The sequence below is a fragment of the Geoalkalibacter subterraneus genome, assembly GCF_000827125.1.
GTDB lineage: Bacteria > Desulfobacterota > Desulfuromonadia > Desulfuromonadales > Geoalkalibacteraceae > Geoalkalibacter_A > Geoalkalibacter_A subterraneus.
The window spans coordinates 763,828-787,233 of record NZ_CP010311.1 but is presented as its reverse complement, the minus strand read 5'-3'; the positions used below and the strand labels follow the sequence as shown (position 1 = coordinate 787,233).

At 59.1% G+C, this 23,406-nt stretch carries 17 protein-coding genes; 14 read left to right on the top strand and 3 right to left on the bottom strand.

Annotation, left to right across the window (positions count from 1 at the left end):
- Positions 1-84 precede the first annotated feature (84 nt).
- The 4 genes from treS (at position 85) to treY (ending at position 10,639) form a co-directional block, all read left to right on the top strand.
- Positions 85-3,429, top strand: coding sequence for a maltose alpha-D-glucosyltransferase (gene treS, locus GSUB_RS03545; RefSeq protein WP_040199214.1), 3,345 nt, complete (start codon positions 85-87; stop codon positions 3,427-3,429).
- Between the two features lie 43 nt (positions 3,430-3,472).
- Positions 3,473-5,299, top strand: coding sequence for a malto-oligosyltrehalose trehalohydrolase (gene treZ / locus GSUB_RS03540; protein ID WP_040199213.1), 1,827 nt, complete (start codon positions 3,473-3,475; stop codon positions 5,297-5,299).
- A gap of 121 nt (positions 5,300-5,420) precedes the next feature.
- Positions 5,421-7,844, top strand: coding sequence for a DUF3536 domain-containing protein (locus GSUB_RS03535; protein WP_040199212.1), 2,424 nt, complete (start codon positions 5,421-5,423; stop codon positions 7,842-7,844).
- Entirely contained in the window at positions 7,844-10,639 is a 2,796-nt protein-coding gene (gene treY / locus GSUB_RS03530; RefSeq protein ID WP_040199209.1) for a malto-oligosyltrehalose synthase, read from the top strand. The genes GSUB_RS03535 and treY overlap by 1 nt, the downstream gene beginning before the upstream one ends.
- 81 nt (positions 10,640-10,720) lie before the next feature.
- Here the strand turns inward: treY and GSUB_RS03525 are convergent, their stop codons facing one another.
- Entirely contained in the window at positions 10,721-11,671 is a 951-nt protein-coding gene (locus GSUB_RS03525) for a YbgA family protein (RefSeq protein WP_040199208.1), read from the bottom strand.
- Positions 11,672-11,749: 78 nt separating this feature from the next.
- Here GSUB_RS03525 and corA point away from each other — a divergent pair, with 78 nt between their 5' ends.
- The 5 genes from corA (at position 11,750) to rbr (ending at position 16,141) form a co-directional block, all read left to right on the top strand.
- Positions 11,750-12,814: a magnesium/cobalt transporter CorA gene (corA, locus tag GSUB_RS03520; RefSeq protein WP_040199207.1), complete on the top strand. Its 1,065-nt coding sequence runs from the start codon at positions 11,750-11,752 to the stop codon at positions 12,812-12,814.
- Positions 12,815-12,831: 17 nt separating this feature from the next.
- Positions 12,832-14,322 (top strand): cryptochrome/DNA photolyase family protein, encoded by a 1,491-nt coding sequence (locus GSUB_RS03515; RefSeq protein WP_040199206.1) that lies wholly within the window; start codon positions 12,832-12,834, stop codon positions 14,320-14,322.
- Between the two features lie 61 nt (positions 14,323-14,383).
- Entirely contained in the window at positions 14,384-14,902 is a 519-nt protein-coding gene (locus GSUB_RS03510) for a type 1 glutamine amidotransferase domain-containing protein (protein WP_040199205.1), read from the top strand.
- A gap of 161 nt (positions 14,903-15,063) precedes the next feature.
- Entirely contained in the window at positions 15,064-15,510 is a 447-nt protein-coding gene (locus GSUB_RS03505; protein ID WP_040199204.1) for a Fur family transcriptional regulator, read from the top strand.
- A 55-nt stretch (positions 15,511-15,565) separates the two neighbouring features.
- Positions 15,566-16,141, top strand: a complete 576-nt coding sequence (rbr, locus tag GSUB_RS03500) for a rubrerythrin (protein ID WP_040199203.1) — start codon at positions 15,566-15,568, stop codon at positions 16,139-16,141.
- Positions 16,142-16,237: 96 nt separating this feature from the next.
- On the opposite strand, the gene GSUB_RS03495 is transcribed toward rbr, so the two are convergent.
- A complete protein-coding gene (locus GSUB_RS03495; protein WP_040199202.1) occupies positions 16,238-17,593 on the bottom strand; it encodes an FAD-dependent oxidoreductase in 1,356 nt (451 codons plus the stop codon).
- A gap of 117 nt (positions 17,594-17,710) precedes the next feature.
- Here GSUB_RS03495 and GSUB_RS03490 point away from each other — a divergent pair, with 117 nt between their 5' ends.
- Both GSUB_RS03490 and GSUB_RS03485 read left to right on the top strand, forming a co-directional pair.
- Complete coding sequence (locus GSUB_RS03490; RefSeq protein ID WP_040199201.1) at positions 17,711-18,304, top strand: hypothetical protein; 594 nt, start codon at positions 17,711-17,713, stop codon at positions 18,302-18,304.
- 40 nt (positions 18,305-18,344) lie between these two features.
- Positions 18,345-19,028: a metallophosphoesterase family protein gene (locus GSUB_RS03485; RefSeq protein ID WP_052464480.1), complete on the top strand. Its 684-nt coding sequence runs from the start codon at positions 18,345-18,347 to the stop codon at positions 19,026-19,028.
- On the opposite strand, the gene GSUB_RS03480 is transcribed toward GSUB_RS03485, so the two are convergent.
- Positions 19,025-20,248 (bottom strand): peptidase U32 family protein, encoded by a 1,224-nt coding sequence (locus GSUB_RS03480; protein WP_040199200.1) that lies wholly within the window; start codon positions 20,246-20,248, stop codon positions 19,025-19,027. The two genes, GSUB_RS03485 and GSUB_RS03480, sit on opposite strands and share 4 nt — an antisense overlap.
- 167 nt (positions 20,249-20,415) lie before the next feature.
- Here GSUB_RS03480 and ybgF point away from each other — a divergent pair, with 167 nt between their 5' ends.
- The 3 genes from ybgF (at position 20,416) to dprA (ending at position 23,386) form a co-directional block, all read left to right on the top strand.
- On the top strand, positions 20,416-21,111 hold the full coding sequence (gene ybgF, locus GSUB_RS17860) for a tol-pal system protein YbgF (protein WP_052464478.1): 696 nt from the start codon (positions 20,416-20,418) through the stop codon (positions 21,109-21,111).
- A gap of 28 nt (positions 21,112-21,139) precedes the next feature.
- Complete coding sequence (locus GSUB_RS03470) at positions 21,140-22,174, top strand: LysM peptidoglycan-binding domain-containing protein (RefSeq protein WP_052464476.1); 1,035 nt, start codon at positions 21,140-21,142, stop codon at positions 22,172-22,174.
- 111 nt (positions 22,175-22,285) lie between these two features.
- Entirely contained in the window at positions 22,286-23,386 is a 1,101-nt protein-coding gene (dprA, locus tag GSUB_RS03465) for a DNA-processing protein DprA (protein WP_052464474.1), read from the top strand.
- Positions 23,387-23,406: the final 20 nt, after the last annotated feature.

Here is a 23,406-nt window from a genome sequence, read left to right as displayed (position 1 = left end):
CGGGCATACAAGGGGCGAGGCGCTGCCTCGCCCAGGGCGACCCAACGGGTCGCCCCTACACCGGAAACACTTAAGGATATAACCATGGCGCGTAAAAAAGAATCGCAGATTGATGACAATCCCCTCTGGTATCAGGACGCCGTCATCTACCAGGTGCATATCAAGGCCTTTGCCGACTCGGACGGCAACGGCATCGGGGATTTTCGCGGCCTGATCGGCAAACTCGACTACCTGCAGAGCCTCGGCGTCACCGCCATCTGGGTGCTGCCATTCTACCCTTCGCCGCTGCGCGATGACGGCTATGACATCGCCGATTACAAGAGCGTTAATCCCGACTACAACACCCTGAAGGATTTCAAGGAGTTTCTCAAGCAGGCGCACGCCCGGGGGCTGCGTGTCATCACCGAGCTGGTGCTTAATCACACCTCGGACCAGCACCCCTGGTTCCAGCGAGCACGGCGCGCCAAGCCCGGTTCGCGCTATCGCGACTGGTACGTCTGGAGCGACGCGCCGGACAAGTATCTCGATGCCCGCATCATCTTTCAGGATTTCGAAAGCTCGAACTGGAGCTGGGACCCGGTCGCCAAGGCCTACTACTGGCATCGCTTCTATTCTCACCAGCCCGACCTCAATTTTGAAAACCCGCAGGTCCGCAAGGAGATGTTCAAGGTGCTCGACTTCTGGTTCGGCATGGGAGTCGACGGGCTGCGCCTTGACGCCGTGCCCTATCTCTATGAACGCGACGGCACCAACTGTGAGAACCTTCCCGAAACACACGACTATCTGAAGGAGCTGCGCGCTCATATCGATGAGAAATTTGATAACCGCATGCTGCTGGCCGAAGCCAACCAGTGGCCGGAGGATGCCGTCGCCTATTTCGGCGAGGGCAACGAATGCCATATGGCGTTTCATTTCCCCATCATGCCGCGTATGTACATGGCGCTACAGATGGAGGACCGCTTCCCGCTGCTCGACATTCTCGATCAGACACCCAGTATTCCCGAGAGCTGCCAGTGGGCGATCTTTCTGCGCAACCACGATGAGTTAACCCTGGAGATGGTTACCGACGAAGAGCGCGACTACATGTACCGCACCTACGCCACCGACCCGCGCGCCCGCATCAATCTCGGCATCCGTCGCCGGCTGGCACCGCTGCTGCGCAACAACCGACGCAAGATCGAGGTGATGAACTTCCTGCTGTTCTCCCTGCCGGGAACACCCATCGTCTATTACGGCGACGAAATCGGCATGGGGGACAACTACTACCTGGGCGACCGCGACGGGGTACGCACCCCGATGCAATGGAGCCCCGACCGCAACGCCGGCTTCTCCAACGCCAATCCGCAGAAACTCTACCTGCCGGTCATCAGCGATCCCGAGTACCACTACGAGGCGCTCAATGTGGAAAACCAGGAGCGCAACCCCACTTCGCTGCTGTGGTGGATGCGGCGCGTGATCGCCATGCGCAAGCATTTCAAAGCCTTCGGCCGGGGCAGCCTGGAGATGCTGCTGCCCGACAACCCCAAAGTACTGGCTTTTATCCGCCGCTACGAAGATGAAATCATCCTGGTGGTGGTCAACCTGTCGCGCTATTGCCAGGCGGTGGAGCTTGACCTGTCGGAATTTTCCGGCATGATTCCGGAAGAGGTGTTCAGCCACAACAATTTCCCCATCATCCGCGAGACCCCCTATTTTCTGACACTGGGCATTCACGACTACTACTGGTTCCGGTTGCAGCCGGAGCGTCACGGCCGCACGCCGGAAGAGCAGTCAATCCGCCTGAAGCTCAGCGCCGGACAAGCCTGGCACCGTATTCTCGAGGGACGCAGCGGCAATCGATTCGCGGAAAACATTCTGCCTGCATATCTCGACCGGGCCCGCTGGTTCCGCTCCAAGGCGCGCACGGTGCGCGGCGTCTCTATCCGCGATTCCATTGCCATGAGTATCAACCGGGAGGATGTGCGCATCCTGCTGTTCGATGTGGCCTACAGCGAAGGCGCCTCCGAGACCTACATGCTGCCGGTCCATGCGGTGAATGAGAAGGAAGCCGACAACCTGCGCCAGCAGTACCCCCAGTCCCTGATTGCAGACCTTCAGATCGGAGAGGAGAACTTTTTCCTTTACGATGCCATCTACGACGCCGCTTTTCGACAGGCTCTATTCAACATGATCCGGTCGCGGAGACGGCTCAAGGGGCAGCGGGGAGAACTGGCCGGGATTCCGGGCAGCCGTTTGCGGACCTTGCTCGGAAAGGGGTTCGATCCCACCAGCTCGCAGGTCATGAAGACCGAACAGAGCAACAGCGCCATGATTTACGATGACCGGCTGTTTCTCAAGCTCTATCGAATGCTGGAAAACGGCATCAACCCCGACCAGGAGATCACCAGGCTCCTGACTGAAAAAGCCAAATTCGAACACACGCCCTCTTTTGGCGGAGCCCTCGAGTATCATGGCGAAAGGGGCGAGCCGATGGCGGTAGGCCTCCTGATGGGACTGGTTTCCAACCAGGGGGACGCCTGGAGCTTCTCTCTCAATGTCCTGGCCAATTATATCGACCGGCTGTTCAGTCATCGCAGCGAATTGCCGCCGCTGCCCGACCGGGCGGCGCATCTGCTTGACATTACCTGGGAAAACATACCCACGGGGCTCTCGGAAGTGTTCGGCACCTTCTACCTCGACATGGTGGACCGACTCGGGCAGCGTACCGCGCAACTTCACCTGGCGCTTGCCTCCAACGTGCAGGACGCCACCTGGCGGCCGGAGGAATTCTCCACCCTCTATCAGCGCTCAGTCTATCAATCCATGCGCTCCCTGACGCGGCGCACCTTCATGCTGCTGCGCCAGAACATGGCGCGGGTGCCGGAGGCAGAACGTGATCAGGTCGAACACCTGATCGAGCAGGAACGTGATGTCCTCATCCGCCTGTCACGCATCATGGGACCGAAGATCACCTCCATGAAAATCCGTATTCATGGCGACTACCACCTTGGGCAGGTGCTCTACACCGGCAAGGATTTCGTCATCATCGATTTCGAAGGAGAGCCGGCACGCTCCCTGAGTGAACGACGCCTGAAGCGCTCCCCCCTGCGGGATGTGGCCGGCATGATCCGCTCCTTTCACTATGCCGCCATGAGCGCCCTGCGGCGCCACACCGATGATCATCCGACCGATGCCGAATTCCTGCACCCCTGGTTGGAGGCCTGGAGCACCCATGCCGGGGCCATCTTCCTGCAGGGCTATCTGCGCACCCTCGGCGATTCGCGACTGGTGCCCGACAATCGCGCCCATCTCAAAACGCTGCTGCACTGCTTCCTAATGGAGAAAGCGGTTTACGAACTGGGCTATGAGCTCAACAACCGCCCGGACTGGATTTCCCTGCCGATGCGTGGCATTGAGATGATTCTGGAAGAGCCGTTGGAAAAGGCGTGAGGCGTGAGGCGTGAGGTGAAGATTAAGAGAGGATGTGATTTTTATGCAACTGGGTGCGCATTATCTCGATGCCGGACGTTGTGAATTTTCTGTGTGGGCGCCCCGTGCCCGGCAGGTGGAGCTGAAGCTTGATTCACCCCATGAGCGCATCCTGCCCATGACTCGGCAGGAGCGCGGGTACTGGCGGATCGTCGTCGATGACGTTCTGCCGGGCGCCTGCTATCAGTTCAGGCTCGATGACGAAAAAGACCGCCCTGATCCGGCTTCAGGCTACCAGCCCGACAGTGTACACGGCCCCTCCCAGGTCATCGATCACGAGGCTTTCGCCTGGAGCGACCGCGACTGGAAGGGGCGCCCCCTGTCCGAAATGGTCATCTACGAACTGCATGTGGGCACTTTCACGCAGGAAGGCACCTTCGAGGCAATTATTCCGCGCCTGGAGGAATTGCGCGACATGGGGATTACCGCCATCGAGTTGATGCCGGTCGCCCAGTTCCCCGGCACCCGCAACTGGGGTTACGACGGGGTCTTCCCCTTTGCGGTGCAGAACAGCTACGGCGGTCCTGAAGGGTTGAAGAAGCTGGTCGACGCCGCCCACCAGGCCGACCTCGCGGTCATTCTCGACGTAGTCTACAACCACCTGGGGCCGGAAGGAAATTACCTGCGCGATTTCGGCCCTTACTTCACCGACCACTATCGCACCGCGTGGGGCGAGGCGATCAACTTCGACGGCCCCCACAGCGACGAGGTGCGGCGCTACTTCCTGCAGAACGCCCTGTACTGGTTCAGACATTTTCATATCGATGCCCTGCGGCTCGATGCGGTGCACGCCATTAACGATTTTTCCGCCAAGCCCTTTCTGCAGGAGCTGGTAGAGCAAACGGAGGAATTCTCCGCCGGCAACCGGCGGGAGTGCCTGCTGATTGCCGAAAGCGATCTCAACGACGCACGCCTGATCCGGCCCGAAAAGCTGGGCGGGATTGGGATGCACGCACAGTGGAGCGATGATTTTCATCACGCCCTGCATGTGCTCCTGACGGAGGAAAGTCTTGGCTATTACGCTGATTTCGGTCATATTGGCGATCTGGTCAAGGCGCTGCGCGAGGGTTTCATCCTCTCCTGGCGCTATTCCGAGTTTCGCAAGCGCCATCACGGCAACTCCAGCGCCGACCGCCCCGCGGAACAGTTCGTGGTCTGCTCCCAGAATCACGATCAGGTCGGCAACCGCATGCGCGGCGAGCGGCTCATCAGCCTGGCGGGTTTCGAGGCCGCAAAGCTGGCGGCCGGCGCCGTCATCCTTTCCCCATACATCCCCCTGCTTTTCATGGGAGAAGAATATGGCGAGGATCGCCCGTTTCCCTATTTCGTCAGCTTTGATGACGACGAACTCATCGAGGGCGTACGGGCCGGACGCAAGCGTGAATTCAAGGACTTTCATCAGGAGGGCGAACCACCCGATCCGCAGGATCCGGCCACATTTGACTCGGCGCGGATCGACTGGGCTTCGCGCCGGAAGGGGGACAAGGGCGCAATGAACGCCTTTTACCGCGAACTTCTGCGGCTGCGCCGCGATCATCCCGTCCTGAACCGCTGCGACAACCGGCAACTCGAAGGCTGGGGAATGGAGGGTCAGCGGGTGCTGTGGCTGCGCCGCCACCATGAGAAAGATGAAGTATGGATGCTGATGAATTTCAACCGTGCCGTAGCGCAGTGTCCCTTCCCGGCACGGACCGGCAGCTGGCGCAAACTCATCGATTCCGCCGACCGTCAGTGGCGGGGCCCCGGCGCCCGTCTGCCCGCAAGAATCGAGGGTGGACAGCAGGTGGAACTACCGCCTCACAGCCTGGCCCTTTTTACGAAAGAAAGCTGAAGACCCCGCAAGGGAGCTGCGACCCCAGGCTAACCAGTTGCGACTGAAGCTCCCTTACTTTTAAAGTCCTGTCGGCCGAAGCATGCGGGCAGGCCGTTGAATTAAAGAGAGAAGCTGTTTGATGAGTGATCGTTACGTCTGTATTCACGGACATTTTTATCAACCGCCCCGCGAAAACCCCTGGCTCGAGGATGTCGAGCTGCAGGATTCGGCCTATCCGTTTCACGACTGGAACGAGCGCATCACCACCGAGTGCTACCAGGCCAATGCCGCCTCGCGGATCCTCAACCACGAAAACCTCATTGTCGACATCTCCGACAATTACGAAAAAATCAGTTTCAATTTCGGCCCCACCCTGCTGTCCTGGCTCGAAGCCCATCGCCCAGAGACCTATCAGGCGATTATCGCGGCGGACCACAAGAGCCGCGAACATTTCTCCGGTCACGGGGCCGCATTGGCACAGGCCTACAATCACATGATCATGCCGCTGGCCAACGCACGCGACAAGCGTACCCAGGTGCGCTGGGGAATCCAGGACTTCGAGTCGCGCTTCGGCCGCAAGCCCGAAGGAATGTGGCTCCCCGAAACCGCCGTTGACCTGGCCACCCTCGAAGTGCTGGCGGAGCATGACATCAGCTTCACCCTGCTGGCACCCCGGCAGGCAAGAGCTGTACGCCCGCTGGGCGAGAAGAGCTGGCAGCCCCTCAGCGAAGGGGGGATCGACCCACGCAGGGCCTATCTATGCCGACTGCCCTCGGGGCGCAGTATCACGATTTTCTTCTATGACGGCGCCGCCTCACAGGACGTGGCCTTCGGCGGCCTGCTCAACGACGGCGAAAACTTTTCCCGCAGGCTTCTTGACGGCCTGGCCGGCGGACCGGATGCCGCACTCTCCCACATCGCCACCGATGGAGAAAGCTACGGCCATCACCACCGCTACGGCGATATGGCACTGGCCTACTGCCTGAAAAACCTGGAAAAGGAGCCGAACGTCAAACTCACCATCTACGGCGAATATCTCGAAAAACACCCGCCCCAATGGGAGGTGCGCATTCACGAAAACTCCTCCTGGAGCTGCGCCCATGGCATCGAGCGCTGGCGTGCCGATTGCGGCTGCAACAGCGGACGCCCCGGCGCCCACCAGAAATGGCGAGCTCCACTGCGGGAGGCCCTGAACTGGTTGCGGGACCAGCTTGCAGCGCAGTTCGAACGGCAGATGAAGCACTGGACGGCGACGCCCTGGGAGGCGCGCGACGCCTACATCGACGTTATTCTCGATCGCTCCGAACATCATGTGAACCGCTTCCTGGCGGAGCTTTGCGAGCGCGACCCCATCGAGGAGGAAAAAGTCACCCTGCTGCGGCTGTTGGAGATGCAGCGGCACGCCCTGCTCATGTTCACCAGCTGCGGCTGGTTCTTCGATGAGGTTTCAGGGATCGAAACGGTTCAGATCATGGCCTATGCCGGGCGCGCCATCCAGCTGGCGGAAGAAGCTGGCGGCGCCAACCTGGAGGCGGCTTTTCTCGAAAAGCTGGCCCGCGTTCCCAGCAACTTCAAGCAGTACCGGCATGCAGCCAACATCTATCGACGCCATGTGTCGACGACCCGCCTCGACCTCGAGCGGGTAGCCGCCCACCACGCCATCTCCTGCGAATTTGAAGAAAACCACAACCCCCAGCAGGTCTACAGCTACGAAGCGGTCAACCTGAACTACGCCGATTATCACGCCGGACGGGTGCGACTGGGGATCGGTCGTACGCGGGTGCGCTCCCGCATCACTCTGAACCAAGGGGATTTCGCCTTCGCAGTTCTGCACTTCGGCGACCACAACCTCTCGGCGGGGGTGCGCGCCTATCCGGACGAAAAATCGTTTACCGTAATGCAGAAAGAACTGCGCGACGCCTTCGAACGCAGCGACCTTCCGGAAGTCATCCGTTTGATCGATCGCCATTTCGAGCAACACAACTACACCCTGTGGCACTTGTTCAAAGACGAGCAGCGCAAGGTGCTCAATCAGATCATGCAGAAACCGCTTGAAGATCTCAACCGCACCTATCAGCAGATCTATGACAACCAGTTTGCCCTGCTGCGCTTTCTCAACGACATCGGCGTACCGGCACCACGCGCGCTCACTGCCCCGGTAGAGATGGTGGTGACCGACCGCCTGAAAAAGCTGCTGACCGCCGGCGGACAGGATCTTCTCACCCTGCGGGGACTGATCAACGAGGTGGAACGGCTTTCTCTCAAGCTCGACGACCCCACCCTGGGGCTTGCGGCTGGAGAAAAAATCGCTCGGCAAATGAGCAAGCTGGCCAAAGCTCCTGCCAATCTCGCCTTTCTCATCACCATCAATGAAACCATCGAGTTGCTGCAGCAACTGCCGATCAGCATCGACCTGTGGCAGGCACAGAACACCTACTACGCCATCTGCCGTCAGCTGTGCCCGACTCTGCGCAACGCCTACGACCGGGGCAACACGACGTCTTCCGAGTGGTTTGAACAGTTCCAGCAGCTGGGACATTCTCTCAACGTGGGGATGATCTGATGCGCATACCGACCGCGACCTACCGCATGCAGTTTACGCCGGGAGTTACCTTCAATCATGCCCGCGAAACCCTTGGCTACCTGCGGGAACTGGGGATCGACACCCTCTATGCCTCCCCCATCTTCCGCGCGCGCAGCGGCAGTGACCACGGTTATGACGTCACCGACATGAACGCCCTTAATCCGGAGCTCGGCGGCAGTGGCGACTTCACCCTGCTGGCGGAAGAGGTGCGCAGGCAGGGGATGGGCTGGCTGCAGGATATCGTGCCCAACCATATGGCTTTCGATGCGCAGAACCCCATGCTGGTGGACGTGCTGGAGAACGGCTCTCATTCGCGCTACTTCCGCACCTTCGACATAAACTGGGAGCATCCCCTGGAGAGTCTTCACGGTCGTGTGTTGGCGCCTTTTCTCGGCAGCTTCTACGGAGAGGCTCTGGAACGGGGGGAAATCCGGCTGGGTTACGACGAAGAAGGCTTTTTCGCCAGCTATTTCGATCAGCGCTATCCCCTACGCATCGACAGCTATCTCGAAATCCTGACTCAAACCCATGCTCCGCTGCGGCGCAGCCTCGGCACCGATCATCCCGATCATATCCAGTACATGGGGGTTTTGTACCTGCTTAAAACCCTGGCCGACGGCCCGAGCCGCGACCGCTACGATCAGATCCGCTTCATCAAGCAGACTCTGTGGGGGCTTTACGAGCGAAATGAACAGGTTCGCACCCAGATCGACCAGAGCATCGACCAGTTCAACGGCACACCGGATCAGCCCGAATCCTTCTCACGTCTCGATGCGCTGCTGGGACAGCAGTATTTCCGTCTCTCCTACTGGAAAGTCGCTTCGGAGGAACTCAACTACCGGCGTTTTTTCAGCATCAACGACCTGATCTCGCTGCGCATCGAAGAGAAGGATGTTTTCGAGCACTGCCACGGCCTGGTGCTCAAGCTGGTGCGCCAGGGGCATTTCAGCGGACTGCGCATCGACCACATCGACGGGCTCTATGATCCGCTGCAATACCTGGAGCGCCTCGCCGTTGCCGCACCGGAAGCCTACGTGGTGGTGGAAAAAATTCTCGAAGAACGCGAGAACCTGCCCCGCACTTGGAAAACTCAGGGCACCAGCGGCTACGACTTTCTCAACCGCGCCCTCGGCGTGCTGTGCGACGCCTCGCAGGAGCGTCGCTTCAACACCATCTATCACCGCTTCGCCAATCCCGGCGGACGCTGCGAAGATCTGGCTGTCGAGAAGAAAAGGCTGATCATCCAGCGGCACATGCTGGGGGATATCGACAATCTGACCCTGCTGCTGAAAAATTTTGCTTCGCGCTACCGTTACGGCAGCGACCTGACCCGACACGCCCTGCACCAGGCACTGATCGAGGTGATGGTGGAGATGCCTGTCTATCGCACCTACCTCACCCCGCGGCGACAGGCCGATGAAGGGCGCACTCATCTGCGCAAAGCACTGCGCAAGGCTCAGCGCAACAACCCCGGCATGGCCAATGAACTTGAATTTCTCGCCCGCATCCTGCCCCTGGAGATCAATCGCGACCTGTCGGAAGAAGAACGCCAGGCCTGGCGTCATTTCGTCATGCGCTTCCAGCAGTTCACCGGGCCGCTCATGGCCAAGGGGATCGAGGACACCCTGCTGTATGTCTACAATCGGCTCATCTGCCTCAACGAGGTGGGGGGTTCGCCGGAGCATTTCGGTGTCAAACCGGACGATTTTCACGCCCTCAACCAAAAGCGCGCCCGTCTGTGGCCGCACACCATGAACGCCACTGCCACCCACGACACTAAACGCGGCGAAGACACGCGGGTGCGCATCGCAGTGTTGTCCGAACTGCCACAGGAGTGGGAGCGTCACCTGCGCAGTTGGTACCGTCTCAACGCGCCACTCAAAAAACGGGTGCGGCGCCGCATGGTGCCCGACAAAAACGACGAGTACTTTCTTTATCAGACTCTGCTCGGTTCCTGGCCTCTGCACCCTCAAGAGATGGAAGACTATCCGCAGCGCATCCGCGACTACGCCATCAAGGCGGTACGCGAGGCCAAAGTGCACACCGGATGGCTTAAGCCGGACAGCGCATACGAAGATGCCTATCTAGAGTTCATCGACGCCTTGTTTCAGGAGCAGCATTCCTTTATCGAGGACTTCGCACCCTTTCAGGAAAAGATCGCCTTCTTCGGCATGCTCAACGGGCTCTCCCAGCTGCTGCTCAAGGCGAGCTCTCCCGGTGTTCCCGATTTCTACCAGGGATGTGAACTCTGGGATCTGAGCCTGGTCGACCCGGACAACCGGCGGCCCGTCGACTACCCGGCACGCCACAAAACCCTCTCGGAATTGCGCAAGTCGGCGAAAAAAAACCTGACCGGACTGCTTGCCGAATTGCGAGACGACTGGCAGAGCGGGCGCATCAAGCTGTACCTGACCTGGCGCTGCCTGCAGGCACGGGAGCAGCAGGCCGATCTGTTCAGCGACGGCGACTATCTGCCGCTGGAGGTCGAAGGGAAATATGCCGGCCACCTGCTGGCCTATGCCCGATGCCTGGAATCAAATGCGGTGGTGGCTGTTGTGCCGCGACTGATGACCGGCCTGGTCGATGAAGGAACCTGGCCCTTAGGGGAAGCGATTTGGGGCGACACTCGCATTGTGCTGCCGGGAGAGATGCAGGGCAGCTGGCATGACCTCCTGTCGGGGCGATCGATCGAGGCCGGGGGCCATCTCGGCGTCGGTACCCTGTTGCAGGACCTGCCGCTGGCGCTGCTGTCCAGATCGCCGGCAAAAGATTAACCGCCGACACATCCTGACGTTGGGGCTGACGCAGGGGCGCAGCATGCTGCGCCCCTACCACAAATGCGATCCGATTTTGATTTAAACGTGATTACGCAGCTGCAGCTCCAGCGGATGGGGATTGAGGTAATACTGGGTCTTCAGGTACGGCTGGTCGTACTTGCGCACATAGTGATTGATCAGGGTGATCGGTACGATCAGCGGTACATGCCCGGCGCGGTAGCTGGCAAAGGATTCCAGCATTTCCTGCTTCTCGTCGGCGGAGAGTTCGCGCTTGAAGTAGCCGAGCAGATGCTCGAGGACGTTGATATGCTTGCTCACGGTGGCCTTCATGCGCAGCGCTTTCATGAGCAGTTCGACGTACTCTTTCTGCAGGGTCTGCATCTCCTGCCTGCCGGTTTCCGCTACCAGCTTGCCCATCTCCCGGTAGATCTGCGGGCTGTGAGCGAGCAGCAGCAGCTTGTGGCGTGAATGAAAATCGACCAGGTCGCCGGCGCTCATCCCCCGTTCGACCAGATCACGCCAGCGTTTGACGGTAAAGAGGCTTTCGATGAAATTCTCCCGCAGCTTGTCGTCATGCAGGCGTCCATCCTCCTCCACCGGGATCAGCGGGAAGCGCTCCATGAAGACACGGGCAAAGACGCCCACGCCCTGTTTGGACGGCACGCCGTTTTTATCGTAGAGCTTGACGCGCTCCATACCGCTGGAAGGAGACTTGCTCTTGAAAATGAACCCGCACAGATTCTCCTTCTCCAGCTCATCGCATCGGCGGTGCGCCCAGTCCTGCATGCGTTCAGTGATATCTTCTCCGCTTTTGCCGAACACCAGCCGCGGCCGATCAGGCTCGCCCACCAGGCGCAGAGTTTCGCGCGGGGTCGGCAGGCCGACTTCCACCTCCGGGCAGACCGACACGAAGTCGAGGTAAGCGCCGAGCACGTCACGTATCAATCGATCGAGCTTGTGCCCGCCGTCAAAACGCACGTTGTGCCCCAGCAGGCAACTGCTGATACCGATGCGGATTTTGTCCGTCATATAAATTTATGGCCTTTCTGATCAGAGGCAAGGCAAAGTTGTGACTCACGTCATTCTAGCAAAAAAGCAGGAGAATGCATGACACGAAAACTGCTCAAGAAACGCGGCAAGAAAATCGGCGCCGCTCCCGGCACCCTGATCCACGTGGGGGAAAAAAGCGAAGCCGCGCCGCGCATCCATGTTTTTGACTATGACCAGGAGCACCTCGACCAGCGTGAGTACCCAGACGCCGCATCCTGCCTTGCTTTGCGCGATACAGACACTATCTCCTGGATCAATGTCGAGGGGCTGCACCAGGTCAAGGTGATTGAAACCCTCGGCCAGGGCTTCGGCCTGCACCCCCTGGTGCTGGAAGACATTCTCAACACCGACCAGCGCCCCAAGGTCGAAATCTACGACGATTACATCTTCATTGTCGTCAAGATGCTCATCTACGATACCGAACATGAAGGGGTGCGCACCGAGCAGGTCAGCTTTGTGCTGGGGAACAACTTCGTCATTTCCTTTCAGGAATGCCACGGCGATGTTTTTGACGGTGTGCGCGAGCGTCTGCGCAGCGGACGCCGCATACGCTTCCTGGGCCCCGACTACCTGACCTATGCCTTGATCGATGCCATAGTCGACAGCCACTTCTTCATCCTGGAAAAGATCGGCGACGAGATCGAACAGCTCGAAGATGAACTGCTTGACGACCCGTCTCCGGAATCCCTCAATCAGATCCACCGCCTGCGCCGCGAAATGATCCTGCTGCGTAAATCGGTGTGGCCCCTGCGGGAGCTGATCAGCGAACTGGGTCGCGAGGAAACGCCAATGGTCAGTCGTGAAACGGCGGTTTTCCTGCGCGACGTTTACGATCACTGTATCCAGGTAATCGATACGGTAGAGACCTTTCGTGATCTGCTCGGCGGCATGCTCGATCTGTACATGTCCAATGTCAGCAACCGCATGAATGAAATTATGAAGGTGCTGACCCTGATCGCCACCATCTTTATCCCACTGACCTTTATCGCCGGGGTGTACGGCATGAACTTCGAGTACATGCCCGAGCTTGCCTGGAAATGGGCCTATCCTGCGGTCTGGGGCATCATGATCGGCCTTGGCATCGGGCTGGTCTTTTTCTTCAAAAAGAAGAACTGGCTTTAAACGGGGAGACTTCGATCATGGCCGCTTCCACCCTGCCCGCACCTGCAATCCGCTGCCGCGAGCTGTGCGATCTGCCCCCGGCGGAAAGCGCAGATTTCATCCTCTACATCATGAGTGCCTTCCGCCGCACCGGTTGGAATTTCGCTCTTCAGCAGGCGGTTTACCTGGCGCAGGATCTCAACAAGCCGCTGCTGGTCGTGGAACTATTGTCGTGCAGCATGCCTTTTTCAAGCAACCGCCTTCACCGTTTCACGCTTGACGGCATGGCCGATAATGCGCGCCGGCTGAAAAACCGCGGCGCCCGCTACTATCCCTACGTGGAACGACAGAAGGGACAGGCCGCAAAGCTGCTGGGCCGCCTCGCGCAAAAAGCCTGCGTCATCGTTTCGGACGATTTTCCCAACTATTATGCGCCGGGCGAACAGGCCCTGAATATTCAACCCCGTGTTTCAACCATCGCGGTGGACAGCAACGGTCTCATGCCGCTCAATGCGATCCCGCAAGCCTATCCGAGCGCCTACGCTTTCCGGCGTTTTCTGCAGAAGCACCTCCCCGTTCACCTGGTGAGCCCGCCCCATCCCGATCCGCTTAAAGATGCGGCACTGCCGATGTTGCCGGACCGGCTGTTCCGCGACTTATCAGAAGAGTTTCCCCCCTCCTTCGACCTGATCGGCGATCGTAGCGATTCCGCTCTGTCCTCACTGCCGATCGACCACAGCATTCCCCCTGCTCCCTGCACCGGCGGCACCACTTCTGCACGCCTGCGGCTGACACGCTTTCTCGATCACCGGCTGGAGATGTACGCGCAATATCGCAACCACCCCGATCTTGACGTGACCAGCGGACTGAGCCCATATCTGCATTTCGGCCATATTTCCAGTCACGAGATTTTTTTCCGCCTGAGCGAAGCACAGCAGTGGTCACCAGACCGACTGAGCCCTGAGATCCGCGGTCGCCGCGAAGGGTGGTGGGGCCTGTCGCCGGCAGCGGAAGCGTTCCTCGACCAGCTGGTGACCTGGCGGGAACTGGGCTATGCGTTCGCTTTTCTGCGCGAGGATGCCGCCCGCTATGAATCCCTGCCGGACTGGGTGCGGCAGACGCTCGAGAGCCACGAGCAGGATCCCCGCCCCTGGCTCTACCCCCTGGAGGACTTCGAGCAGGCCAGAACCCATGACCCGTTGTGGAACGCCGCCCAGCGGCAGCTGGTACGTGAAGGCATCATTCACAACTATCTGCGCATGCTGTGGGGGAAAAAGATCCTGGAATGGAGTGCGGGGCCGCGGCAGGCTCTCTCCATCATGCTGGAGCTCAACGACCGCTACGCCCTCGACGGCCGCAACCCTAACAGCCTCAGCGGCATATTCTGGTGTCTCGGCCGCTTTGACCGCCCCTGGCCCCAACGGCCCATCTATGGCCGGGTGCGCTCCATGAGTTCAGACAACACGGCGCGCAAGGTGTCCGTCGAGAAATTTCTGAGCCGTTTCGCAAACCGGGGTGCAAAAAAATAGAAATATGTTACACTTTCTCACTGTTGAATCCTGAATCTCTTTCCCCGATGGAGGTTGCACAATGCAGCTTAAAGGCAAAAAGATTGCGATCCTCGCCGAAAATCTCTACGAGGACCTTGAATTGTGGTATCCGCTGCTGCGCTTCAAGGAGGCCGGCGCCAAGGTCAGAATTGTCGGCCCCAAGGCTGAAACCTATGAATCCAAGCACGGCTATCCGGTCAAGGCCGACAAGGCGGCGGACAATACCAAAATTTCCGAATACGATGCGGTGATCATTCCCGGAGGCTATGCGCCCGACCACATGCGGCGCTCCCAACCGATGGTTCAACTGGTGCGTCAGGCCAACCAGCAGGGAAAAATTCTCGCTGCCATCTGCCACGGCGGTTGGATGCTGGCTTCCGCCGATGCAATTCGCGACCGGAAATTCACCTGTTTTTTTGCCATCCGTGACGACCTGATCAACGCAGGGGGCGAATATCTCGACCGCGAAGTCGTCCGCGACGAAAACATCATCACTTCGCGCACGCCAACAGACCTGCCGGCCTTCTGCCGGGAAATTATCGCTGCTCTCACTGAATAAAGTTTCGCTTTCTGCATGTGTTGACCGGGCCGATTGTTTGACCAATCGGTCCGGTCCTATTTTTTATGCTCCCGCCTTGACAAAGAAAAAATGCGCGCTACAAATAAGAGATATTATCCACTGATAACTGTTTTCCGCAAAATAAGCATTCCGGGGCCACGATGACTCACAGCAACCCGCGCCTTGAACAGATTCTGCACCGCCTGCGGGAGCGCGACTTCCGCCTTACCCCTCAGCGGCTCGCGGTGCTGCGGATTCTGGTGGAAAGCAAGGAGCACCCCACGGTGGACCAGATTTACGAACAGGTGCGCCGCGACTTTCCCATGGTCAGCCGCGCCACCATTTACAAAACCGCAAACCTGCTGAAAAGCCTTGGAGAAGCGCTGGAGGTGGGAGTTCTCGACGGTCGCAGTCGCTACGACGGCAACAAGCCCTACCCCCATCCCCACGTGATCTGCACCCGGTGCAAAAAAATTATCGACTTTGAGGGTCTCCCGACGACCGATCTGGTTCGGGAAGTCATTGAGAAAACCGGTTTTCAGGTTGAAACGCACCAGATCGACTTTTTCGGCACCTGCCCGCAATGCTGCGAGGCGGAGCAAAACTGAACCAAAGAAACCTGGGGCCACGCCCCGCATTATTCAACACAAAGGAGGAAACAACGTGGCACGACTGAAAGGAACCAAGACCGAGAAGAACATCCTGACCGCTTTCGCCGGCGAAAGCCAGGCCCGCAACCGCTATACCTATTTCGCCGCCCAGGCCAAGAAGGAAGGGTATATGCAAATCTCCTCTATTTTTGAAGAGACTGCCGACCAGGAGAAAGAGCACGCCAAGCGCCTGTTCAAGATGCTCGAGGGTGGTGAGGTCATGATCGAAGGAGCCTTCCCCGCCGGCGTTATCGGCACCACGGTGGAAAACCTCAAGGAAGCCGCCGCCGGTGAAAATTACGAGCATACCGACATGTACCCCTCTTTCGCCAAGGTTGCGCGGGAAGAGGGTTTCAACGACATTGCCGATATTTTCGAAGCGATTGCCGTGGCTGAGAAACAGCATGAAAAACGCTATCTCGACCTGATGCGCAACATTGAAAACGGCCAGGTCTTCAAACGCGGCGAAACGGTGGTCTGGCGCTGCCGCAACTGCGGCTACCTGCATGAAGGTACCGAAGCACCCGGCACCTGCCCAGCCTGCGCCCATCCCCAGGCGCATTTCGAACTTCTGGGGGAAAACTACTGAGTCAACCGAACTTGACATCCCCGGTCCTGCTTTCAGTGGAACCGGGGAATTGCGTATGAGAAGAAACGGGGCGCCCGATCAGGCGCCCCGTTTCTTTTACAGCTTGTTGAGAATCTGTCGCGCCGCGGTCTGCACCGGATCCCAAACCGGCGAAAAAGGCGGAGCATAGGACAGATCGAGATCCACCAGATGCTGCGCGGTCAGCCCGGCCGTAATAGCTGTGGCCAGCACATCGATGCGCTTGGCAGCCCCTTCCAGCCCTACAATCTGCCCACCCAGCAGGCGGCCGTCTTCCTTGTGCGCCATCAGCTTGACAGTGATCCGACCTGCACCGGGATAATACCCGGCGCGAGTGCGGCTTTTGATCACAGCCTCGACGTAGGGCATATTCATCACTTTTAAATCCGCCTCACGCAATCCGGTGCGCGCAACTTCATATTTACAGATTTTACTCACCGCAGTGCCGATCACACCAGGGAAGGTCGCGTCGCCGCCTGCGAGGTTGATGCCCGCCACGGTGCCCTGTTTGTTGGCAACGGTGCCCAGCGCAATATGAACGGGGCGCTGCATAAGGAGGTGATAGCTCTCGACACAGTCCCCGGCCGCCCAGATGCCCGCTTTCGAGGTCCGCATGCGCGAATCAACCTGGATCGCCTTTTTCTCCCCCAACTTCAGCCCGGCATTTTCGGCCAGGGTGCTGTTGGGCTGCACGCCCATGCCGAGGATCACCATATCGGCAGGCAAGGTGCGCTTATCGGTCACGACCGCCTTGACACGCCCATCTGCAACCTCAAAGCCGGTCAGGGACTCTTCCAGGTAAAGCGTCACTCCCACTTCGCGCAGCGCATCTGAAACCAGGGAGCCCATGTCAGGGTCCAGAGTGGCCATGACCTGTTCGGCCCTTTCAACCAAACTGACCTCCAGACCGCGCCGCACCAGCGCTTCAGCCATCTCGAGGCCGATGTAGCCGCCGCCGACGACCACTGCCCGGCGGGGAGATACCTGATCCACAAACTGCCGCACCCGGATGCCGCTCTGCAGGGTCGACAGCCCGAAGATCGCCTGCGCCCCGGAGCCTGGTAGATCCGGGCAGATCGGAACCCCGCCTGTTGCGATCAGCAACTGATCATATCCCTCGTCAAACTCACGTCCGCTTTCGCGCTCCACCACCCGCACCTTGCCGGCATCCGGATCGATGTGCAGCACTTCGTGCCCCACCCGTGCGTCGATGTTGTACTTCTCCTTGAATTTTTCAGGAGTGCGCGCGACAAGGTCATCAGAATCCTTGATCATGCCGGCGATATAATAGGGCAGGCCGCAGGCCGAATAGGAAGTATGCGGCCCCCGTTCGAATACAATGATCTGCCTTTCCGGGTCTTCGCGGCGCACCTTGCTTGCGGCACTCATGCCGGCGGCATCGCCGCCGATAACGACCAATCTCTCTTTCCCCATAAAAACACCCCTTTCCCTTTAAAGGCACTGAACCGACAGAATCGACTGTCGGGCTCTCTCTGTGTTAAACTTCAACGATCACTGCAAATCTACCATTTTTTTGGAGAATGTCAGCGTATGGACGCAAACTCCGAGCCCGGCGAAATCGCCTGCCAGCAGGTTCTGCTGGACGATTCCTCCGTTTTCTCGGTGCAATGGCTGGAACTTCCCCGCCATCTGACCGACGGGGTCACTCCCCGTTTCCTGTTCGACCGCTACCTGGAGCACCTGCGCCGCTTTACTTTCGGGCTGGTGCGTCCGGGTTGCGATTCTGAGGGTGTTCGCTTTCGTCTGGCGGGCACGCCCTGGAATCTGCTCGAGTTCAACGCCCCCGTCGAACAGCATCAGGATTCACGGCGCACCTGCACGATGGAAATCTGCGGTGGTTTTCTGGTTCAGCGCGACATGTGCCATCGCGGCCGACTGCAATTCATTACGGAAGAGTTGCCTGAAGGGGTGCGGATCGAGCTGCAGCTGTCTGAATTCTGCCCCCTGCTGCTGGGCAGCGCCCAGCCCTCCTTTTTCCGCCGCCAAATCTACCGCCTGACTCAGGCGGCGATCCACAAGGTAGTGACGGTACGCTTCCTGCTTCGTGTCTATCGCGAACTGGCGGGGCCGCAGGCCTGCGCACGGGTAGTCCCGACCAAGGTCCGTGAGGGGCGTCCGACCTGAACCGAAAAACCTTCTGCATCAACGGGAAAATACTCGACGCATGACGACACACGACAACAGCACCGGCCGCCTGCTGGCGGTGGGAGACATACACGGCTGCCTGGATCAGCTTCGCACCCTGATGAAGCGGGTTGCACCGCAAAGTGACGATCAGGTCGTTTTCCTCGGCGATTATATCGACCGCGGACCCGACTCCTGCGCAGTTGTGGATTATCTGCTCGACTTTGCCAAACGTTTTCCGCACACGGTCTTCCTCAAGGGCAACCATGAGGCCATGCTGCTCGATTTCATCTCCGGACGCGACCATCTGGCCTTTCTGACCAACGGTGGGCGCTCAACGCTGGAGAGCTACGCCCTGCACCCGGGCGACAGTCTTCCTGGAGACCACCTGAATTTTTTTGAGAACCTGCGACTCTATTATGAGACGCCGGAATTCATCTTCGTCCATGCCGGTCTGCGGCCGGAACGGCCCCTTTCACAGCAGAGCGAAGAGGATCTTCTGTGGATACGGGAGGATTTCCTGGACAATGATTACGACTGGGGCAAGACCGTGGTCTTCGGCCACACGCCGCAATCAAAAGGGCCGTTGAAAAAACCGGGGCGGCTGGGGCTGGATACAGGGGCGGTTTACGGCCGCGCGCTAACCTGCTGTGAAGTCCGCAGCGGACATTGCTGGTCGGTGCCGGCACGGGAACCTAAAAAGAAACTGTTCTTTTTCTTCTAAACCTGCAACGAACTGTTCAGCATGGGTCGCCGCAGAATGTCGCCCTCCTGCGCCCCTTCCGGCAATTCGATGCGCATCCGCATATTGGGCTGACCGGCGGGCACCCCCTCGCCGTCCAACGTTTCAATGCGGCCGGCCTTAAAAGGCTTGGTCCGCATACCGGGGCCGATCAGCTCCAGATTCTCGCCGGGAAAGAAGCGATTGCGCCCTTCTACAATCAGTTCGCCTTCCTGCCGGTGCACAAGACCGACAAAATCACAGCTACGCACATAAGCGGAATCGGTCGTATGCACCTGGGGTGAATCCTCCCCCAGCAGAAAGCCTGTGCCGTAGGGGCGATGACTGACCTTGTCCAGCTCTTCGCGCCAGAGGGAATCGACGACGTAGTTGTGCGGATCGGCATAAAATCGATCCAGGGCGGCGCGATAAACGCGGGTGACGGCCGCCACATAGTAAAGACTCTTCATGCGCCCCTCGATCTTGAGACTGTCCACCCCGGCGCCGATCAGCTGGGGCAGGTGGTCGAGCAAGCACAGGTCGCGACTGTTGAAGAGAAAGGTCCCGTCCTGATGCTCCTCCACCGGCATGTATTCCCCCGGCCGCGTCTTTTCCACCAGCGCATACCCCCAGCGGCAGGGGTGGGCGCACTCACCGCGGTTGGCTTCGCGCCCGGTCAACACGGCCGACAGCAGGCAGCGGCCAGAATAGGCGACACACATGGCGCCATGGACAAACACCTCCAGCTCAACAGATGTGCCCTGCCGGACGGCGGCAATGCGCTCCAGGGTCAGTTCCCGGGCAAGATTCACCCGCGAAACGCCAAGGGAACCCCACAACTGGGCCGCCGCGGCGTTGGTGGTATTGGCCTGGGTGGAAAGATGCAGTTCCCGACCAGGATCAATCCTTTTCACCGTGGCGACAACTCCTGGATCGGAGACGATGTAGGCGTCAATGTCCAGGGGACGCAGCTCTTCGAGCAAAGATTCCAGCTCGGGAAACTCCTCCGGCCGCAGATAGGCATTGAGCGTCAGGTAAAGCCGCCTGCCGAGTGAATGGCACAAGTCCACGGCCCGTCGCAGCGCCTGGAGATCAAAAGAGCCCGCCGGCGCTCTCAGGCCAAAGCGCGGGCTGCCGAGATAGACCGCATCGGCGCCGTATCGCAAAGCGGTTTCCATTTTATGAAGATCACCGGCTGGAGCCAGGAGTTCCACTTGTTTCATTGCAAAATTTTCCTCTCCGCGTATTTTGACGCATCATAACAGATCGTTGCCCGCCGGACGAGAGCTCATCAATGCCGCCTTGACAAGCGGGGTAAAACCCTCTACTTTTTAGAAAAATCCCCAGTTTAAAATTCCTTCATCGCATCACTTTTCCGACGGAGACCGTCTTGATTCGAATCGCAGCCTTTGTGCTTTTTTCTGCTTTTGTCCTGATGGCCGGCGGCTGCGCGCTGCCCCCTTCCCACTCGTCCCAGTCCGACCTGCAGACCGACCTCTCCCGTCTCAAGCGGCAATACACCGCAATCACCGACGAACTGATCTCGCTGCAGAATACGGTGGAGGATCTGGATCAACAGCTGCAAGGGTACGATGCCCGCCTGGAGGCGGTTGAGCAAAGACAGCTGACGGGCCAAACGCAAATGGGCACTTCGTCTGGCCAAATCACCGACAAAACACCCCGAATCGACCCGTTGGAGCGCACGGCATCCGCGGGGCGGGCACCTTCATCCGCAACAGAGATTTACCTGCGCGCCTTCTCCGATTACACCTCAGGCCGCTACGACAAGGCGATTGCGGGGTTTGAGAACTTTCTCGAATACTATCCGGACAACGAATATGCGGCCAACGCTGAATTTTGGATCGGAGAATGCTATTACTCCCAACAGAAATTCACCGAAGCCGCGACACGATTTGTCGGCCTGGCCCAGAATTATCCGCAATCCGCACGTGCACCGAATGCTCTGCTGAAGGCGGCACAGGCCTACCATGAGCTGGGGCATACCGACCAGGCGCGTGAAATCGTCGATTTTTTGCGCGAGCAGTATCCCGACAGTGCTGCTGCCAAAACGCAACTGGAGTTCTAGACTCCCTTACGAATTTCGAGGACCTGCCATGTTCTTCAAAAAAACCGCCGTTTGCGCTTCCGCCTGGGCTCTTGTCCTCCTGATGTCCTGGGCGGTCGGTGCCGCCGAGCCATCCAGAATCTACACCATCAAAAAGGGCGACACGCTGTGGGGGATCTCCGATCGTTTCATCAAGGACCCCCACTACTGGCCCAGCCTCTGGGCCAACAACCCGGACATCCGCAACCCGCACTTCATCTACCCGGGACAGAGACTGCGCATCTTCCCCGACCGCATTGAAATCGTGCGGGACGAGGATGAACTGGAGAACATCCTGGAGCAGGCCGCGCCCGCCGAAACCGTCAGTGCCGGTGAGCCCAGCGAGCAAATCACGATCAAATCCATCGGCGGTTATCCCGGCTTCATCGACAAATCCGCGGTCGGCTCCGTCGGCACCCTGGTGGATACCACCGACAACCGCATCATGATGGCTGAAGGGGAGCAGGTCTTTATCGACCTGACCGACGCCGGAAGGGTCTCTCCTGGAGATCTCTTCACGATCTTTTCCTTGGGGGAGGAGGTCTTTCATCCGGACACCGGCGAATCCCTCGGCTATTTCGTGCAGGAGAAAGGCAGCCTTCAGATCAGCCGCCTGCATAAGGATGTCGCCTCGGCCGTTATCACCGAAGCGGATCGCGAAATCCACCGCGGCGACCTGATCAAGCCGCTTAAGCCCCTTGAGACGGAAATCGTTCTGCAGCAGACCGATCGGCAGTTGACAGGGCAGATCATCGGCAACCGCCTTGAAAACATCGCCATGGGACAACAGATGGTGGCCTATATCGACATAGGTTCAGAAGAAGGCCTTTTGCCGGGCAACCTGCTGATGATCTCCCGGCCACGCGAAATCTCCGAAACAGCAAGGAAGATGTACGACCACAGTGACCGGTCCCTGCAGCTTCCCGAAACGGCTCTTGGAACAGCGGTGGTTATTGAAACCCAGCCCCACACCGCGTCCATCCTGATCCTCAAAAGCGTCGAAGCCATCTATGCCGGAGACCGGGTGCACACGGACGCCCTGTAACGGGTCGCGTTCAACCAGCAGCTCGGCAGGGGCACAGAATCACTCCCATAAACTCAACAGCTCATTAAAAAAGGGTGGACAACAGTCCGCCCTTTTTTTATTGTTTGCGCCATGCAATGTCATGAACTTCCACCGCAACAATTCAACTGGCTGCGTCTACACCTGACGCCGGGGCTCGGCCAGCGCCGCCTGTCCAATCTGTACCAGGCCTTTGGCTCGGTCGATGAAATCCTCGCCGCCGACCCCGTCACCCTCTACCGACGTGCACGCCTTCCCAAAAATATCGCCCTCGCCATCCCGCCTGCTGACTGCTCGCAGCTGCTGCGCACCGCGGGGGAGCTGGCCGCCGAGGGGGTGCAACTGGTCTGCCGCGGAAACGACAATTACCCGGATCTTCTCGATGCCATTCACGATCCCCCCGTGCTACTCTATGTGCGCGGACGCTTCCCACTGCCCGAAGGACTCGCGGTCGTCGGATCCCGGCGTGCCTCCCCCGACAACATGCGGCTCGTCAGGGACATCTGTCGCGAGCTGGCGGCGTGCGACATTCCGATCGTTTCGGGACTGGCACGGGGAATCGACACCGCGGCCCATCTTGGCGCCCTGGATGCCGAGGGATGGACAGCAGCAGTTCTCGGCTGCGGCATCGACCGTATCTATCCCCAGGAAAATTCACGCCTGTTTCAAAAGATCGCCGCAGAAGGCACGCTCATCAGCGAACAGCCGCCGGGGATGCCGCCGAAGGCAGGAAACTTCCCAAGCCGCAACCGCATCGTCAGTGGACTGTCGCGCGGAGTGCTCGTGGCGGAGGCCGCAGTGCGCAGCGGCTCGCTGATCACGGCGGATTTCGCCCTGGAACAGGGACGTGAAGTCTTTGCCCTGCCCGGACCGGTACAGCGCCCCACCTGCGCCGGCACCAATGCGCTGCTCAAGGAGGGGGCACACCTGGTAACCGAGGCGCGCGACATCATTGAGCTGCTGTGGCGGAAAAACTACCGTCCCCCGTCGCCCGAACCGCTCCCGGATGTTGATGAGAACCTTTCGGAGACAGACCGGAAAGTCGCCCGGCAACTGGGCTCAAGCCCCCTCCATATCGATGAAATCGTGCGTAAAAGTGGGTTGACTCCCATGGAGGTTTCGGCTATTTTACTGCACTTGGAACTCCAGGGAAGCGTTGTTCAGCTTCCGGGCATGCGGTACCAGAGAGCCTGAACCCCAGGCAGGCGTTCAAC

What these genes read in the sequence shown, in the direction of transcription:
- GSUB_RS03515 (WP_040199206.1), top strand. Translation starts at nt 12,832, where the DNA reads ATGGCCGCTTCCACCCTGCCCGCACCTGCAATCCGCTGCCGCGAGCTG.
- GSUB_RS03525 (WP_040199208.1), bottom strand. Translation starts at nt 11,671, where the DNA reads ATGACGGACAAAATCCGCATCGGTATCAGCAGTTGCCTGCTGGGGCAC.
- GSUB_RS03470 (WP_052464476.1), top strand. Translation starts at nt 21,140, where the DNA reads ATGTTCTTCAAAAAAACCGCCGTTTGCGCTTCCGCCTGGGCTCTTGTC.
- GSUB_RS03485 (WP_052464480.1), top strand. Translation starts at nt 18,345, where the DNA reads ATGACGACACACGACAACAGCACCGGCCGCCTGCTGGCGGTGGGAGAC.
- GSUB_RS03535 (WP_040199212.1), top strand. Translation starts at nt 5,421, where the DNA reads ATGAGTGATCGTTACGTCTGTATTCACGGACATTTTTATCAACCGCCC.
- GSUB_RS03490 (WP_040199201.1), top strand. Translation starts at nt 17,711, where the DNA reads ATGGACGCAAACTCCGAGCCCGGCGAAATCGCCTGCCAGCAGGTTCTG.
- GSUB_RS03495 (WP_040199202.1), bottom strand. Translation starts at nt 17,593, where the DNA reads ATGGGGAAAGAGAGATTGGTCGTTATCGGCGGCGATGCCGCCGGCATG.
- treS (WP_040199214.1), top strand. Translation starts at nt 85, where the DNA reads ATGGCGCGTAAAAAAGAATCGCAGATTGATGACAATCCCCTCTGGTAT.
- dprA (WP_052464474.1), top strand. Translation starts at nt 22,286, where the DNA reads ATGCAATGTCATGAACTTCCACCGCAACAATTCAACTGGCTGCGTCTA.
- GSUB_RS03505 (WP_040199204.1), top strand. Translation starts at nt 15,064, where the DNA reads ATGACTCACAGCAACCCGCGCCTTGAACAGATTCTGCACCGCCTGCGG.
- GSUB_RS03510 (WP_040199205.1), top strand. Translation starts at nt 14,384, where the DNA reads ATGCAGCTTAAAGGCAAAAAGATTGCGATCCTCGCCGAAAATCTCTAC.
- treZ (WP_040199213.1), top strand. Translation starts at nt 3,473, where the DNA reads ATGCAACTGGGTGCGCATTATCTCGATGCCGGACGTTGTGAATTTTCT.
- GSUB_RS03480 (WP_040199200.1), bottom strand. Translation starts at nt 20,248, where the DNA reads ATGAAACAAGTGGAACTCCTGGCTCCAGCCGGTGATCTTCATAAAATG.
- treY (WP_040199209.1), top strand. Translation starts at nt 7,844, where the DNA reads ATGCGCATACCGACCGCGACCTACCGCATGCAGTTTACGCCGGGAGTT.
- corA (WP_040199207.1), top strand. Translation starts at nt 11,750, where the DNA reads ATGACACGAAAACTGCTCAAGAAACGCGGCAAGAAAATCGGCGCCGCT.